Annotated in this window: 14 protein-coding genes; 10 read left to right on the forward strand and 4 right to left on the reverse strand. The window is 70.5% G+C overall.

Annotated features, from left to right (window positions below):
• Nucleotides 1-59: 59 nt before the first annotated feature.
• Complete coding sequence (locus KOI35_RS46425; protein ID WP_215796198.1) at nucleotides 60-887, reverse strand: DUF308 domain-containing protein; 828 nt, start codon at nucleotides 885-887, stop codon at nucleotides 60-62.
• A gap of 134 nt (nucleotides 888-1,021) precedes the next feature.
• Between KOI35_RS46425 and KOI35_RS46430 the strand changes: the two genes are divergently transcribed.
• On the forward strand, nucleotides 1,022-1,738 hold the full coding sequence (locus KOI35_RS46430) for a lysophospholipid acyltransferase family protein (RefSeq protein WP_215796200.1): 717 nt from the start codon (nucleotides 1,022-1,024) through the stop codon (nucleotides 1,736-1,738).
• On the opposite strand, the gene KOI35_RS46435 is transcribed toward KOI35_RS46430, so the two are convergent.
• Nucleotides 1,692-2,369: a Crp/Fnr family transcriptional regulator gene (locus KOI35_RS46435; protein ID WP_246614929.1), complete on the reverse strand. Its 678-nt coding sequence runs from the start codon at nucleotides 2,367-2,369 to the stop codon at nucleotides 1,692-1,694. The two genes, KOI35_RS46430 and KOI35_RS46435, sit on opposite strands and share 47 nt — an antisense overlap.
• Nucleotides 2,370-2,635: 266 nt before the next feature.
• On the opposite strand from KOI35_RS46435, the gene KOI35_RS46440 reads away from it, so the two are divergent.
• The 4 genes from KOI35_RS46440 to proC all read left to right on the forward strand — a co-directional run bounded on the left by KOI35_RS46440 (nucleotide 2,636) and on the right by proC (nucleotide 6,177).
• On the forward strand, nucleotides 2,636-3,490 hold the full coding sequence (locus KOI35_RS46440; protein ID WP_215796203.1) for a phosphotransferase enzyme family protein: 855 nt from the start codon (nucleotides 2,636-2,638) through the stop codon (nucleotides 3,488-3,490).
• Between the two features lie 6 nt (nucleotides 3,491-3,496).
• A complete protein-coding gene (locus tag KOI35_RS46445) occupies nucleotides 3,497-3,985 on the forward strand; it encodes a polyadenylate-specific 3'-exoribonuclease AS (protein WP_215796205.1) in 489 nt (162 codons plus the stop codon).
• A gap of 276 nt (nucleotides 3,986-4,261) precedes the next feature.
• Nucleotides 4,262-5,290, forward strand: a complete 1,029-nt coding sequence (locus tag KOI35_RS46450; RefSeq protein WP_215796206.1) for a 6-phosphofructokinase — start codon at nucleotides 4,262-4,264, stop codon at nucleotides 5,288-5,290.
• Between the two features lie 65 nt (nucleotides 5,291-5,355).
• Nucleotides 5,356-6,177, forward strand: a complete 822-nt coding sequence (gene proC / locus KOI35_RS46455) for a pyrroline-5-carboxylate reductase (protein ID WP_215796207.1) — start codon at nucleotides 5,356-5,358, stop codon at nucleotides 6,175-6,177.
• Nucleotides 6,178-6,271: 94 nt separating this feature from the next.
• On the opposite strand, the gene KOI35_RS46460 is transcribed toward proC, so the two are convergent.
• Nucleotides 6,272-6,949: a DUF429 domain-containing protein gene (locus tag KOI35_RS46460; RefSeq protein ID WP_215796208.1), complete on the reverse strand. Its 678-nt coding sequence runs from the start codon at nucleotides 6,947-6,949 to the stop codon at nucleotides 6,272-6,274.
• A gap of 218 nt (nucleotides 6,950-7,167) precedes the next feature.
• Here KOI35_RS46460 and KOI35_RS46465 point away from each other — a divergent pair, with 218 nt between their 5' ends.
• From KOI35_RS46465 to KOI35_RS46475, 3 genes are all read left to right on the forward strand, one after another.
• Nucleotides 7,168-8,649, forward strand: a complete 1,482-nt coding sequence (locus KOI35_RS46465; RefSeq protein ID WP_215796210.1) for a glycosyl hydrolase family 18 protein — start codon at nucleotides 7,168-7,170, stop codon at nucleotides 8,647-8,649.
• A 74-nt stretch (nucleotides 8,650-8,723) separates the two neighbouring features.
• On the forward strand, nucleotides 8,724-10,130 hold the full coding sequence (locus tag KOI35_RS46470; RefSeq protein WP_215796211.1) for a class II 3-deoxy-7-phosphoheptulonate synthase: 1,407 nt from the start codon (nucleotides 8,724-8,726) through the stop codon (nucleotides 10,128-10,130).
• A complete protein-coding gene (locus KOI35_RS46475) occupies nucleotides 10,123-11,151 on the forward strand; it encodes a threonine aldolase family protein (RefSeq protein ID WP_215796212.1) in 1,029 nt (342 codons plus the stop codon). Before KOI35_RS46470 ends, KOI35_RS46475 begins: the two co-directional genes overlap by 8 nt.
• Nucleotides 11,152-11,177: 26 nt before the next feature.
• On the opposite strand, the gene KOI35_RS46480 is transcribed toward KOI35_RS46475, so the two are convergent.
• Nucleotides 11,178-11,684 carry a hypothetical protein gene (locus KOI35_RS46480; protein ID WP_215796213.1) on the reverse strand — a complete coding sequence of 169 codons (507 nt, stop codon included), beginning with the start codon at nucleotides 11,682-11,684 and terminating at the stop codon, nucleotides 11,178-11,180.
• A gap of 57 nt (nucleotides 11,685-11,741) precedes the next feature.
• Here KOI35_RS46480 and KOI35_RS48695 point away from each other — a divergent pair, with 57 nt between their 5' ends.
• Nucleotides 11,742-13,445, forward strand: a complete 1,704-nt coding sequence (locus KOI35_RS48695; RefSeq protein ID WP_281420572.1) for an MFS transporter — start codon at nucleotides 11,742-11,744, stop codon at nucleotides 13,443-13,445.
• Between the two features lie 93 nt (nucleotides 13,446-13,538).
• The gene (locus KOI35_RS46490) at nucleotides 13,539-13,985 is read left to right on the forward strand and encodes a PH domain-containing protein (RefSeq protein WP_215796214.1); all 447 of its coding nucleotides are present in this window, start codon (nucleotides 13,539-13,541) and stop codon (nucleotides 13,983-13,985) included.
• The last annotated feature ends 184 nt before the right edge of the window (nucleotides 13,986-14,169 follow it).

Genomic DNA, 14,169 nt, shown 5'->3' on the forward strand with positions numbered 1-14,169 from the left:
TCGGATGGCTACCCAGATATATACCGACCGTGGTCTATGGAACATTTCACACCGACAATTCAGACGACTGCGCCGTCGTCGTAGTCGTCTTCGTCGTCGCCCGACCGCAGGCGCCAGACCAGCATCACCGCGCCTCCCACGATCGCCGCGAAGCCGAGCAGGACCACGTAGTCGCGGTCGATCGGCAGCATCGTCGGGAACAGGAAGAGCAGGAAACCGACAATCACGCCGAGTACGCCGATGACCGCGTACTTCGAGATGCGCGGCAGCGGCGGGGGCGGCGGCGGGACGTAGCGCTCGTCGTCGTCCTCGTCGTCGGGCAGGTCGTTGCCGAACGTGTCGAGGCCGTCGAGCAGCGACGGGTCTTCGGCCGGCTGGTCGGTGCGCCGCCGGTTGAGCGAGACGCCGGAGAAGTCGGCCGCGTTGGACAGACCGGCCGCGCGCGGCGGGTCGGCCGGCTTCTCGATCCGCTCCGAGGCCGGCCACGGTTCGGCGGTCGGGTCGACCGAGGTGTGGAAACCGGCCACGATCTTGGCCCATTCCGCCTCGACGTCGACGTTGCTCGCGGGCGGGACGGCCGGGGCCGCGGTCGGATCGGCGGGCGGGGTCGGCGGCTCGCCGCCGGTCACCTTGTGCAGATGCTCGCGGGCGGCCTCGAGATGGGTCCGGTCGACATAGAGCCGGTCGATCGGCCGCGCGGGCAGGGTGGTGGCGCGCAGGATGGGATTGAGATCGGCCGTGGGCTGCAGATATGCCGCGATGCCGCCGGCCGCCAGCACGTCGAGCATGTGTTCGCCGACGCGCGGATCCACGTCGCCCGCGACCGCGTAGTCGGCCGCGTCGATCCCGTTGTCCCGCCGCCCGCGGCGGGCACCACCCGCTGTCACCCCTGCACACTCCCTCGCCGACCGTGCCTTGAATGGTGACACGCCAGGGACAGGTTGCGGGAGTGCGTTGTGGCGTGCCGTCCGACCTTCGTAGGCTTCGATGACTCCTACGCCCGCCGGAAACGAGGACGCCAGTGTTCTATTGGTTGCTCAAGTACGTGGTTCTGGGACCCGTGCTGAAGCTTCTCTTCCGCCCCGACGTGCGCGGTCTGTCTCACCTGCCCCGCACCGGGCCGGTCATTCTGGCCTGCAACCACCTGTCGTTCTCCGACTCGATCTTCACACCACTCATCGTGGATCGCCGCGTGACGTTCGTCGCCAAAGCCGAATACTTCACCGGCAAGGGCATCAAAGGCTGGCTCATGCGCCAGTTCTTCAGCGGAACCGGGACGATCCCGGTCGACCGTTCGGGCGGCAAGGCGGCCCAGGCGGCCCTCGACACGTTGCTGCGGGTGCTGCGCGAGGGCGGGGTCGCGGGCATCTACCCCGAGGGCACCCGGTCGCCCGACGGGCGGCTCTACCGCGGTAAGACCGGCGTGGCCCGGCTCGTCCTCGAGAGCGGGGCCGTGGTGGTGCCGGTCGCGCTGCTGAACACGGACGAGATCCAGCCCACCGGCACCCTGATCCCCAAGATCAAGCGGGTCCGGATGCGGTTCGGCGCGCCGCTCGACTTCTCCCGCTACGAGGCCTCGAAGGGCGACCGCTTCGTCGAGCGCGCCATCACCGACGAGATCATGTTCGAGCTGATGGCCATGTCAGGCCGCGAGTACGTCGACGTCTATGCCAGCAAACTCAAAACCACCATCAGTTCAACATCCCCGCCCGGCGCCTCAGTGCCTGCAGATCGGTGACCACGATGCGGCGGCCCTCGGTGCGCAGCCAGCCGCGGCTGGCGAACGAGCCGATCGCCTGATTCACGCTCTGCCGCGAGCCGCCGGCCATCTCGGCCAGCTGGCTCTGGTTGAGCTCGATCGTGATCATCGGGGCCTGGCTCTCGCCGGCCAGCCGCACCAGCGTCTTGGCCACCCGGCCGGGCAGGTCGAGGAAGACGTGGTCGGTGTTCTGCTCGGTCAGCCGGCGGATCAGCGCGCCGACCGAGCGCATCACCGCGTCGAGGATGCGCGGGTTGGCGTGCACCAGGTCGATGAACGCGGACCGCGACAGCGTGAGCGCCTGGCAGTCCTCGATCGCCTCGGCCGACGCGCTGCGGGCCGACGCGTCCAGAAGGGACACCTCGCCCAGCACGTCGGGCGGGCGGACGACGGTGAGCACCGCACGTTCCCCGGTCGGGGCCGTGCGGAAGATGGCGACAGCACCACGCTTCAGGATGATCAGGGATTCGCCGGGGTCGTGCTCGACGAAGATGATCTGTCCTTTGCGGTAGTTGCGCGGGACGGCCGTGGCGATGACCCGTTGCCGGACGTCCGGCTCCAGGCCGGCGAACATCTCCACGCCGGTCAGCGCGTCGCCGTTGTCCGACATGCGATGGTCCACGGCGTCATCCCTCCCCCGGTGGGGGCCCGCAGCGGCGAGTGACCGCGCCGGCCCCACGACGCGAACGATCACTCTTAGCACACAGCAACCCACCGGCGCCATTTCTGCGCACCTGTACCGCCGGCGCCTCATAGGATCATGTCGCGCCGGTCGCTATCTGTAAACCTCTGAATGCCTTGAGTGAGATTCCCTCGGTTTCGGGGGCCGCCCATCCTGTCCGTCACATTTGCGAACTGCGCCGTGATAATCCCGCCGTGCCGGATGCCGACTTCCTGACCTCGACGCTGCGGGACGAGTGGCATCTCGTGCCCGCCGGGATCACCCCGCTCGACGACGTGCTCTTCTCCCGCGCCTGGGAGGTGAAGGCCGGCTCCGACCCGTACGTCGTCCGCCTGTGCGATCCCGAGGCCCGCCCCGCCGTCGAGGCCGGACTGGTCGCGGCCGAGCATCTGCGGGGCCGGGGCGTGGCCGCCGGGGAACCGGTGCGCACGCTCTCGGGCGGTCTCACCGCGCAGACCGATGCGGGCGCGTTCGCCGTGCTGCGCCGGGCCCCCGGTCGCCGGCTGGACGGCCGGGACCCGATCGACCAGCAGTTCTGGGGCGAGCGTCTGGGGGCCGTGCACCGGGCCCTGCACGGCTTCCACCACCCGGGTCTGCGCCCGTGGCAGCCGTTCGACCCCGAGGCCGCGCACCGGGGCGGCGAGCCGTGGCTGCGGGACGTGGTGGCCGACGCGTCCGCCGCGGCCACCCGGCTTACGGTGACCGACCGGCTCACGTACGGGGTCCTGCACGGCGATCCCGCCCCGGGCGTCTTCGTGGTCGACCCCGGCACCGGCCGTGCCGGGCTGCTGGACTGCGGGGCGATCGAGGTCGGGCCGCTGGTCTACGACGTGGCGGCGGCCGTCGTGTACGCCGGGGGCGTGGACCGGGCGGGCGAGCTGATCGACGGCTACCTGGCGGCCGGCACGGTCGAGGCGGGCGAACTGGAGGCGGCCCTGCCGGTGCTGTTGCGGCTGCGCTGGGCCGTGCAGGCCGACCGGGCCGCGCGGTGGGGCTGCCCGGACGCCCTGCGCCGCGCGCGGGAGGCGTTGGCCGACGTGCCAGGATAGGGCTCGATGAGCTACCGCTATTTCTACGACTGTGAGTTCATCGAGGACGGGCGCACCGTAGACCTGGTCTCGATCGGTGTCGTCGACGAGTTCGGCCGCGAGTTCTACGCGGTCAGCACCGAGTTCGACGACAGTCGTGCCATTCCCTGGGTACGGCGCAACGTGCTGGACAAGCTGCCCTCGCCCGCCGATCCGGCCTGGCGGTCGCGCGAGCGGATCCGCGACGACCTCTACGCCTTCCTGACCGAGCCGGTCAGCGGCCGGGGCGAGCAGATCGAGTTGTGGGCCTGGTTCGCCGCCTACGACCACGTCGCCCTGGCGCAGCTGTGGGGGGCGATGCCGGCCCTGCCGCGCGACATCCCCCGCTTCACCAAGGATCTGCGCCAGCTCTGGGACGACAAGGGCAAGCCGACCCTGCCGACCATGTCCGGGCGGCATGACGCGCTGGTCGACGCCCGGCACAACCTGGCCCGTTGGCGCGCGATGGGTGGCTGATGCCCCGTTTGGTCGGACCTGTCCCGGGCACTGCTGAAGGCGTACGGGAAAAGGGTCTTGATCGGAAGGGACTACGCCAAGGCGGCCGTTACCGGAAAGACGCCGGAGGCGGGCGAGAACGAAACAGTCCGGCTTTAGCGGGGCGGCTGCGCCGGGGTGCCGGACGGCGACTAGAGTTCGGGTCGCGGCCCCGCCCCGGGCCTGGGCAGCGCTGCTCCCTGGGGCTCGACGGGCTATCTGCTTCTCGCAACCCTCAACAGGGAGGACGAGCAAAACATGCGTATCGGCGTGCTCACCGGCGGCGGCGACTGCCCCGGTCTCAACGCGGTGATCCGGGCGGTGGTGCGCAAGGGCGTCGCCGCTTACGGTCACGAGTTCGTCGGCTTCCGCGACGGCTGGAAGGGCCCGCTCGAGGGTCTGACGAAGCCGCTCGGCATCGCCGAGGTCCGGGGCATCCTGCCCCGTGGCGGCACCATCCTGGGCTCCTCGCGCACCAACCCGTTCAAGATCGACGGTGGCGTCGAGAAGATCAAGGCCAACCTGGCCGAGCAGGGCGTCGACGCGCTCGTGGCGATCGGCGGCGAGGACACCCTCGGCGTCGCCACCAAGCTCAACGACCTCGGCGTCAACGTCGTCGGCGTGCCCAAGACGATCGACAACGACCTGAACGCGACCGACTTCACGTTCGGCTTCGACACCGCGGTCAACATCGCGATGGAGGCCATCGACCGGCTGCACACCACGGCCGAGTCGCACCACCGCACCCTGGTCGTCGAGGTCATGGGCCGGCACGCGGGCTGGATCGCGCTGCACGCCGGTCTGGCCGGTGGCGCCAACGTGATCCTGCTGCCCGAGCGCCCGTTCGACGTCGACCAGGTCGCGACGTACGTGACCAAGCGTTTCCAGGTCGAGTACGCGCCGATCGTGGTCGTCTCCGAGGGTGCGCACCCGCTCGAGGGCCAGATGGCGCTGCAGAGCCAGGAGAAGGACTCGTTCGGCCACGTCCGCCTCGGCGGCATCGGCCAGTGGCTGGCCGAGCAGCTGGAGGAGAAGACCGGCAAGGAGGCGCGCACCGTCGTCCTGGGTCACATCCAGCGCGGTGGCACCCCGACGGCCTTCGACCGGGTGCTCGCCACCCGGTTCGGTCTGCAGGCGATCGACGCCGTCAACGACGGCGATTTCGGTAAGATGATGGCGCTGCGGGGCACCGACATCGTGCGCGTGCCGCTGATCGACGGCACCGGCGAGCTCAAGACCGTGCCGCTGTCGCGGTACGAAGAGGCCGAGGTCTTCTTCGGCAGCTAGGTCGAGCTTTGACAGGGGGCGGCCACGTGTGTGGCCGCCCCCTGTTTCTTTGGTGAGGGGCGGGTATGACGGAGCACAGTGTCGCCGTGATCGGCGCGGGCAAGCTGGGTGAGCTGGTGCTCTCGGGCCTGCTGCGCTCGGGCTGGCCGGCCCAGCGGCTGCTGGCCACCACCCGGCGCCCCGAGCGCGCGGCCGAGCTGGCCGAGCGCTACGGCATCCGCCCGGTGCTCAACCTGACCGCGGTCACCCAGGCCGACGTGCTGCTGATCGCGGTGAAGCCGCAGGACGCGGCGAAGCTGCTCGACGACTTCGGCATGAAGGTGCCGCCGGACCGGCTGGTCGTCTCGCTCTGCGCCGGCCTGCCGACCAGCTTCTTCGCCGAGCGGCTGCCCGGTGGCATCCCGGTCGTGCGGGTCATGACCAACACCCCGGCCCTGGTCGACCAGGCGATGACCGCGATCTCGCCGGGGCCCTACGCGACCGACGAGCACCTGGCGCTGACCGAGACGATCTTCCAGCCCCTCGGCCGTACGCTCCGGGTGCCGGAGAGCCAGCAGGACGCGGTCACCGCCCTGTCGGGTTCCGGTCCGGCCTACCTCTATCTGCTGGTCGAGGCGATGATCGACGCCGGCATCCTGCTCGGGCTGCCGCGCAACGTCGCCCACGAGCTGGCCGTGCAGACCGCGGTCGGCTCGGCGGTCATGCTGCGCGACTCGGGGGAGCACCCCGTCAAGCTGCGCGAGTCGGTCACCTCGCCCGGCGGCACCACCGCCTCGGCGCTGCGCGAGCTCGAGAAGCACGGGCTGCGCGCCGCGTTCCTGACGGCGCTCGAGGCCGCGCGCGACCGGGCCCGCGCGATCGCCGGTGAGATGACCGCCAAGAGCTGAGACTGTCAGCAGGATCACCGGCGGTGGCCTGTGGACAACCCGGATTTGCGTTTGCTCGCGCCGTAGCGTTGGCCAGCCCCCAGGGCGGGTGGGGTCAGTACCAGATGGCGATCTTGGAGCCGTTGTTCTCCTCGGGCGGGCTGGGGTGGCTCAACGCCGTCCCGGTCGCCATCCGGTGGGCCGACCAGGCGACGGCGGCCGCGTCCAGGATGTCGTCCGGCGGAGCCTGACCGGCCGGTCCGATCTGGTCGGGCAGCACGATGCCGTTGCGGGCCAGCAGCTCCCGCCGGCGCGCCTGCCCGGTCCACGTCTTTTTGGCGTACTGCAACGGCTCGCCCGCCATGGTGCGGAACGAGACCTCGGGGTGCGCCTCGAACAGCAGGCCGGGATGCCGTTCCCAGATCGCGTTGGCCTCGAGCAGCTTGGGCCGTAGCGCCCACGACTGCCGGCTCAGCCCGGCGCCGGTCAGCTCGCGGCAGAGCCGGTTGGCCGCCGTGAAGTCGCCCTCCTGCCAGACCGCGCGCGGCGGCACCCGGAAGACACTGCCGCGGCGGGGACCCAGCTGATCGGCCGCGAGCGTGTCGGCCGCCCGCCAGCGGTCGGGGAGCATGCCCAGCGGGATGTCCACCCCGATGACCGAGGCGCCGGAACTGCCGGCCACGATCTCGTACAGCGTGGAGGCCAGCACGGCCCGGCCGAACGCGCCGTCGCGCAGCTCGACACCGACCCAGCCGAGCGCGTACGCATCGACTCCTATTACCCGGACACTCATCGGCGGCGTGCGGCCAATCGGACAACGACGTCGGAGATGGTCATGACGGCAGACTACGCGCAGTATCCGTCAGTGTGCACCCCGTAGCCGTGCGCCCGACAAAGTTAAGCCTTTGCGGAAACCCTCGTCACTATCTTGACGAGTGTGAATACCTGTGACTACGGTCTCCCTCAGCGAACTTTTTGGAAAGTTTCCTAACTGTTCTAAAAGGAGACCCAGTGCAGAAATCCCTCCGCCGCGCCACCTGGGTGTCGGCGATCGTAGTGGTGGCTGCCACCGCCGCGATCCCCGCCTCCCAGGCCTCGGCTGCTGCGGCCTGTGCCCCCGCGTGGTCCTCCAGCTCCGTCTACGTCAAGGACAACCAGTCCTCCCAGAACGGCAAGAACTACACCGCCAAGTGGTGGACTCAGAACGAGTCGCCCGCCACGCACAGCGGACAGTGGGACGTCTGGATCGACAACGGAGTCTGCGGCGGCGGCACCACGCCCCCCACCACCCCGCCCACCACGCCTCCGACGACGCCCCCCACCACCCCGCCGACCACGCCTCCGACGACGCCGCCGACCACGACCCCGCCGGGCACCAGCGGCAAGAACGTCGTCGGCTACTTCGCCGAGTGGGGCGTCTACGGCCGCAACTACCACGTCAAGAACCTGGTGACGAGCGGCTCGGCGTCGAAGCTGACCCACCTGCTGTACGCGTTCGGCAACACCACCGGCGGCCAGTGCTCGATCGGTGACGCGTACGCCGACTACGACAAGGCCTACACCGCGGCCGACAGCGTCGACGGCGTCGCCGACACCTGGGACACCGGCGCGCTGCGCGGCTCGTTCAACCAGCTGCGCAAGCTCAAGAAGGCGTACCCGAACATCAAGGTGATCTGGTCGTTCGGCGGCTGGACCTGGTCCGGTGGCTTCACCCAGGCCGCCGCGAACCCGACCGCGTTCGCCAACTCCTGCTACAACCTGGTCAAGGACCCCCGCTGGTCGGACGTCTTCGACGGCATCGACCTCGACTGGGAGTACCCGAACGCCTGTGGCCTGAGCTGCGACGCGTCCGGCCCGGCCTCGTACAACAACGTGATCACCGCGGTCCGGAACAAGTTCGGCAACAGCTTCCTGGTCACCTCGGCCATCTCGGCCGACGGCTCCAACGGTGGCAAGCTCGACGCGGCCGACTACGCGGGCGGCATCTCGAAGCTGAACCTGGTCTTCCCGATGACGTACGACTACTTCGGCGCGTTCGCCCCGCAGGGCCCGACCGCCCCGCACTCGCCGCTCAACTCGTACGCCGGCATCCCGCAGCAGGGCTTCTGGTCCGACGCGGCGATCCAGAAGCTGAAGAGCAAGGGCGTCCCGGCCAGCAAGATGCTGCTCGGCATCGGCTTCTACGGCCGTGGCTGGACCGGCGTCAGCCAGGCCACCCCGGGCGGCACGGCGACCGGCGCGGCGCCGGGCACCTACGAGGCCGGCATCGAGGACTACAAGGTGCTCAAGAACAGCTGCCCGTCCACGGGCACGGTCGGCGGCACCGCGTACGCCAAGTGCGGCAGCAACTGGTGGAGCTACGACACCCCGTCGACCATCGCCGGGAAGATGGCGTACGTGAAGCAGCAGGGTCTCGGCGGAGCCTTCTTCTGGGAGTTCTCCGGCGACACCAGCAACGGTGAGCTGATCACGGCCATCAAGAACAACCTGTAAGCCTGCATCTCCTCAGTAATAAGAAGCGGGGCACCCGGCGAAAGCCTGGTGCCCCGCTTCCGTAGGCTTCCCCCATGCAGCGAGAGTGGCATCAGCTCAGCTACCCGGGGGTCGGCAACCCGTCCCTGCAGACGTCCCGCCCGTCCACCGACTCGGCCGAGGACGAGGCCCTCGGCCTCGACCGCTGGCGCAGCCTGCCGCGGTTGCAGATGCCGCCGTGGGCCGACATGGACGAGGTCGCCTCGGTCTGCCAGGTGCTCGACAACGTCCCGTCGATCGTCGCGCCCTACGAGGTCGACCAGCTGCGGGTCAAACTGGCCGACGTGTGCGAGGGCCGGGCGTTCCTGCTGCAGGGCGGCGACTGCGCCGAGACGTTCGCCGACAACACCGAGAGCCACCTGCTGGCCAACGCGCGCACCCTGCTGCAGATGGCGGTCGTGCTGACGTACGGGGCCTCGATGCCGGTGGTCAAGGTCGCGCGGGTCGCCGGGCAGTACACCAAGCCCCGCTCGTCGGCGACCGACTCGCTGGGCCTGCCCGCCTACCGGGGCGACCTGATCAACTCGCTCGACGCCAACGAGGCGGCCCGCGTGGCCGACCCGCAGCGGATGATTCGCGCGTACGCGAACTCGGCCGCCGCGATGAACATGCTGCGCGCCTATCTGGCCGGCGGCCTGGCCGACCTGCACGGGCTGCACGACTGGAACAAGGACTTCGTGCGCGCCTCGCCGGCCGGCGAACGCTACGACGCCATCGCCCGCGAGATCGACCGCGCCCTCGACTTCATCCGCGCCTGCGGCATGACCGACAGCGAAGCCCTCCGGACGGTGTCGCTCTACTGCTCCCACGAGGCGCTGGCGCTCGAGTACGACCGCGCCCTGACCCGGGTCAGCGACGGACGGGCGTACGGGCTCAGCGGTCATTTCCTCTGGATCGGCGAGCGCACCCGCCAGCTCGACCACGCGCACATCGACTTCATCAGCCGGATCGCCAACCCGATCGGGGTGAAGCTCGGGCCCGGCACCTCGCCCGAGACCGCGATCGAGCTGTGCGAGAAGCTCAACCCCGACAACGTTCCGGGCCGGCTCACGCTGATCAGCCGGATGGGCAACGGCAAGGTCCGCGAGGCGCTGCCGCCGATCGTCGAGAAGGTCAACGCGTCCGGGGCCAAGGTCGTGTGGCAGTGCGACCCGATGCACGGCAACACGCACGAGTCGTCCAACGGTTACAAGACCCGCCACTTCGACCGGATCGTGGACGAGGTGCTCGGCTACTTCGAGGTGCACCGCGGCCTCGGCACCCACCCGGGCGGCCTGCACATCGAGCTGACCGGTGAAGACGTGACCGAGTGCCTGGGCGGGGCGCAGGGCATCGAGGATCTCGATCTGCCCGACCGGTACGAGACGGCCTGCGACCCGCGGCTCAACACCCAGCAGAGCCTCGAGCTCGCGTTCCTGGTGGCGGAGATGCTTCGTGGCTGACTTCCGTTCGGACACGGTCACCCGGCCCACTCTTTTGATGCGTCAGGCCATGGCCGCGGCTGAGGTCGGCGACGACGTCTTCGGGGACGACCCGACGGTCAACTCGCTGGAGTCCTATGTCGCCGGCCTGTTCGGGCATGAGGCGGCGCTGTTCGCCCCGTCCGGGTCGATGGCCAACCAGATCGCGTTGCAACTCCACGTGCAGCCGGGGTCGGAGTTGCTGGCCGGCGGGGACGCACACGTCGTCACCTATGAGCTGGGGGCGGCCGCGGCCATCGGGGGGATCACCACCCGTACGTGGCCGTCGGTCGGCGCCGACCTCGACGTCGAGCAGATCGGGGCGATGATCCGCCCGCTCGGTTATCCGTCGGTGCCGACGCGCGCCATCGCGGTCGAGCAGACCCATAACCTTGGCGGCGGTACGGTCGTGCCGCTCCCGGTTCTGGAGTCGCTTCGTTCCGTGGCCGACAAATCGGGCATTGCCCTCCACTGCGACGGAGCTCGGATCTGGCACGCGCACGTGGCCGACGGGGTGCCTCTCGCCACGTACGGCGCGCTGTTCGACACGCTGTCGGTCTGCCTCTCGAAGGGACTCGGGGCGCCGGTCGGATCGCTGATCGTGGGCAGCCACTCGCGGATCGCGCAGGCCCGGGTGCTGCGCAAGCGGATGGGCGGCGGCATGCGGCAGGTCGGCATCCTGGCCGCGGCCGGGCAGTACGCGCTGGAGAACCACATCGAGCGGCTGGCCGACGACCACGCCCGGGCCCGCCGGCTGGCCGAGGCGCTGGCCCCGCTGGGCGTCGTCGACCTGGCGAAGGTCCGCACCAACCTGGTGATGATCGACCTGTCGAAGTCCTCGCTGGACGCGCCGGCGCTGACCGACCTGGCGGCGAAGCAGGGCGTGCTGATCTCGCCCATGCTGCCCGACCTGGCCCGGGTCATCACCCACCTCGACGTCGACGACGAGGGCGTGGACCGCGCGATCGTCGTCCTGCGAGACCTGCTCACCGACGCCGTCTGAAGCTTTCGCGGTCTTGTTGCCGGGCGTCACATGGTGGGCAGGTCGTTGTCCGGGTCGAAGTCGGGATAGTTCTCGGTCGAGCCGGGCCAGCGCATGCTGCTCCTTCTTGATGTCCTCGTCGCTGGGCGGGCCAATCGGCGACCGACGGCGACGGCGCGAGGCCGCCGGCGCCTGGGCTTCCTCGTCGCGGCGCCGACGAAGAGGGCGTTCACCGTCAGCTCCTTCACCAGCCACGCGCCCAGGGGTGCGGCGGCGATCGCGGCGGCGGTCGCCACGCCGATCACGATCGCAGTGTCGCGGAAACCCATCGGGTCGGGTTCCGGGTGCGGCGCAAACCGGGACGACCCGAACGGCGGGCCGGTCTGACCGGCCAGTGCTTCCTTGGCGTCGGTCGGCAGCAGCGTCACCAGCACGGCTTTCGCGGTGTCGCGCTGGAGCCGCATCTCGGCGACGACCCGTTCGTCGCGGCCCTCGCCCGATCGGCGCTCCGCCGCCATCAGGAGAACGAGGCTTTCCCACTCTTCATCGGTCAACGCATATTCTCCGCATGCGGATCGTCCGTTAGCGGATTATCTGTTACGGTCGGGTGCATGACTACTTTGATGAGTCGTCGGGCGGGGGCGCTCGCGGTGCTGTGCGCGATGTCCCTGATGATCGTTCTGGACAGCACGATCGTGGCGGTCGCGGTGCCGGACATCCAGCGTGATCTCGGGTTCTCCGACGCCGGGGTGTCGTGGGTGGTCAACGGCTATCTGATCGCGTTCGCCGGGCTGTTGCTGCTCGCCGGGCGGCTCGGTGATCTGGTCGGGGCCTGGCGGGTCTTCCTGGCCGGGCTGGGCCTGTTCACCGTGGCCAGCCTGCTCTGCGGGTTCGCGCCGACGTCCGGGATGTTGGTCGCGGGCCGGTTCGTGCAGGGGGCGGGTGGCGCGCTGGCGGCGGCGGTCGTGATCGGCATGATCGTGCGGCTCTTTCCCGAACCGGCGGCGCAGGCCCGGGCCATGGGCATCTACAGCTTCACGCAGGCGGGCGGGGCCGCGGCCGGGTTCGTGCTCGGCGGCATGCTGACCGACGCGCTCGGGTGGCCGGTCATCTTCCTGATCAACGTGCCGATCGGCGTGGCCGTCTACATCGCCGGGCGCCGTCTGCTGCCCCGCGAGACGGGTCTCGGGCTGGGGCGCGGGCTCGACGTGCCGGGCGCGGTGCTGATCACGGGCGGTCTGTCGCTCGGGGTCTACGCCATCGTGCGTACGGATGTCCTGGCCGGCGCGGCGGCCCTGCTCCTCAGCGGCGGCTTCCTGTTCCGGCAGCGTGCAGCCCGGACCCCGCTGATTCCGCTGAGCATCCTCGGGCGCCGCTGGCTGCTGACCGCGAACGCCGCCGTGATCCTGGTGTTCGCCACCGGGATGGGCTTCCAGTTCATGAACGCGCTGTTCGTGCAGCGGGTGATGGGCTACGACGCGCTCGGGACCGGGCTGGCCTTCCTGCCCACGCCGATCGTGATCGGGCTGGTCTCGCTGTTCGTGGCGCCGCGGCTGACCGGGCGTCTCGGGCCGCGGCCGGTGCTGATCGGCGGCCTGACGCTGCTGTTCGCCGGGCTGCTGTTGCTCGGGCGGATGCCGGTGAGCCCGTCCTACCTGGCCGACATGCTGCCGGCGCTGATCGTGATGGGCCTCGGGGTCGGGGTCACGGTGCCGTCGATCATCATGCTGGCCATGGCCGGGGCGGCGCCGGCCGACACCGGGATGGTGTCGGGCCTGAGCAACACGGCGCAGCAGGCGGGTGGGGCGCTCGGTCTGTCGGTGCTGGCCGCGGTGGCCGCGGATCGCACGGCCGCCCGGTCCGGCCTGCCGGAGGCGGCGGCGCTGCACGCCGGGTACACGCTGGCGTTCCTGGTCGCGGCCGGTTTCGTGCTGACCGCGCTGCTGATCACGGCGCTGGCCCTGCGCCACGCCCCGGCCGCTCCGCAGCCGGGCCTCCCCTCGGCCTCGGAACAGCCGGTTCACGCTCCGGCCGCGGAGCAGGTGCGCCATTCCATGGCCGCGGAGCAACCGGGTCTTGCCCCGGCCGCGGAGCCGCCGGGCCACGCTGCGACCGCGGAGCAGGTGCGCCATGGCATGGCGGCGGAGCAACCGGGTCTTGCCCCGGCCGTGGAGCCGCTGGACCACGCTGTGGCGGCGGAGTCGCTGGGGCACGCCTCGGTCGCAGACCAGTCGGATCTCGTCGCGGACCCGGAGCCGGTGGCCGACGAGTCGCGGGGCGAGTGCGTCGCGAGCGGTCGGTGCGCGGCGACCTGATCTGGCGGGGCGGGCGTCTGCCATGCGGACGGGAAGGCTCGTCCGGTCCGTCAGTAGTCGGCGACGGCATCGGGACCGACGGATCGGGGCAGCATGAACGGGGAGTGGGCGCGGGCCTACCCGCCCAGCGCGGGGCGGTGGGGCGTCATCGCGTGGGAGGCCGCCGGGCTGGCCTATCTGCAGTGGACCACGGTCCGGCTGTTCGAACTGGGGAGCGTGGCGGCCTGGCTGCTGGCCGTCACGTTCGGGCTGGCCTGGGCCGTGGGCTCGTGGCAGGTCGCGCGGATGGGTCTGTATCTCAGCGACGCCGCGCTGCGCATCCGCGGAGTGTTCCGCACGCGCACGGTGCCGTGGAGCGCGATCGGGGCAGTGAGCGTAGAGGACGTCGCCTACTGGCGGATCCCGGCCGGCCGGGCCGTCGTGCTGACGCTGCGCGACGGGACCCGACTCAACACCTCGCTGTGGGAGCGCGGGATGGACTTCCACGGCCGGCCGCAGATGTTCAGGTCGGTCTGCCGGGACCTGCGCCGCCGGATCTAGTCAGGCCTTGTGTCGAAGCGGGAGCCGGGTTGCGGGTGACCCAGCCGCCGTTCGGCCGCACGCCTGTGGCGCACACTCAGCCGCCCGTTCGGCCGCACGCCTCTGGCGCACCTCCGGCGATCCGTCCGGCTGCACGGCTGTGGTGCACAGTCAGCCGCCATCTGGCCGCACGCTCGGCTGCACG

Origin of the sequence: Paractinoplanes bogorensis (assembly GCF_018829635.1) — a bacterium.
GTDB lineage: Bacteria > Actinomycetota > Actinomycetes > Mycobacteriales > Micromonosporaceae > Actinoplanes > Actinoplanes bogorensis.

Bases quoted from the DNA above. Each gene is read 5' to 3' on its own strand.
- KOI35_RS46435 (WP_246614929.1), bottom strand. From the start codon at position 2,369: ATGTCGGACAACGGCGACGCGCTGACCGGCGTGGAGATGTTCGCCGGC.
- KOI35_RS46445 (WP_215796205.1), top strand. From the start codon at position 3,497: ATGAGCTACCGCTATTTCTACGACTGTGAGTTCATCGAGGACGGGCGC.
- KOI35_RS46450 (WP_215796206.1), top strand. From the start codon at position 4,262: ATGCGTATCGGCGTGCTCACCGGCGGCGGCGACTGCCCCGGTCTCAAC.
- proC (WP_215796207.1), top strand. From the start codon at position 5,356: ATGACGGAGCACAGTGTCGCCGTGATCGGCGCGGGCAAGCTGGGTGAG.
- KOI35_RS46460 (WP_215796208.1), bottom strand. From the start codon at position 6,949: ATGAGTGTCCGGGTAATAGGAGTCGATGCGTACGCGCTCGGCTGGGTC.
- KOI35_RS46470 (WP_215796211.1), top strand. From the start codon at position 8,724: ATGCAGCGAGAGTGGCATCAGCTCAGCTACCCGGGGGTCGGCAACCCG.
- KOI35_RS48695 (WP_281420572.1), top strand. From the start codon at position 11,742: ATGACTACTTTGATGAGTCGTCGGGCGGGGGCGCTCGCGGTGCTGTGC.
- KOI35_RS46490 (WP_215796214.1), top strand. From the start codon at position 13,539: ATGAACGGGGAGTGGGCGCGGGCCTACCCGCCCAGCGCGGGGCGGTGG.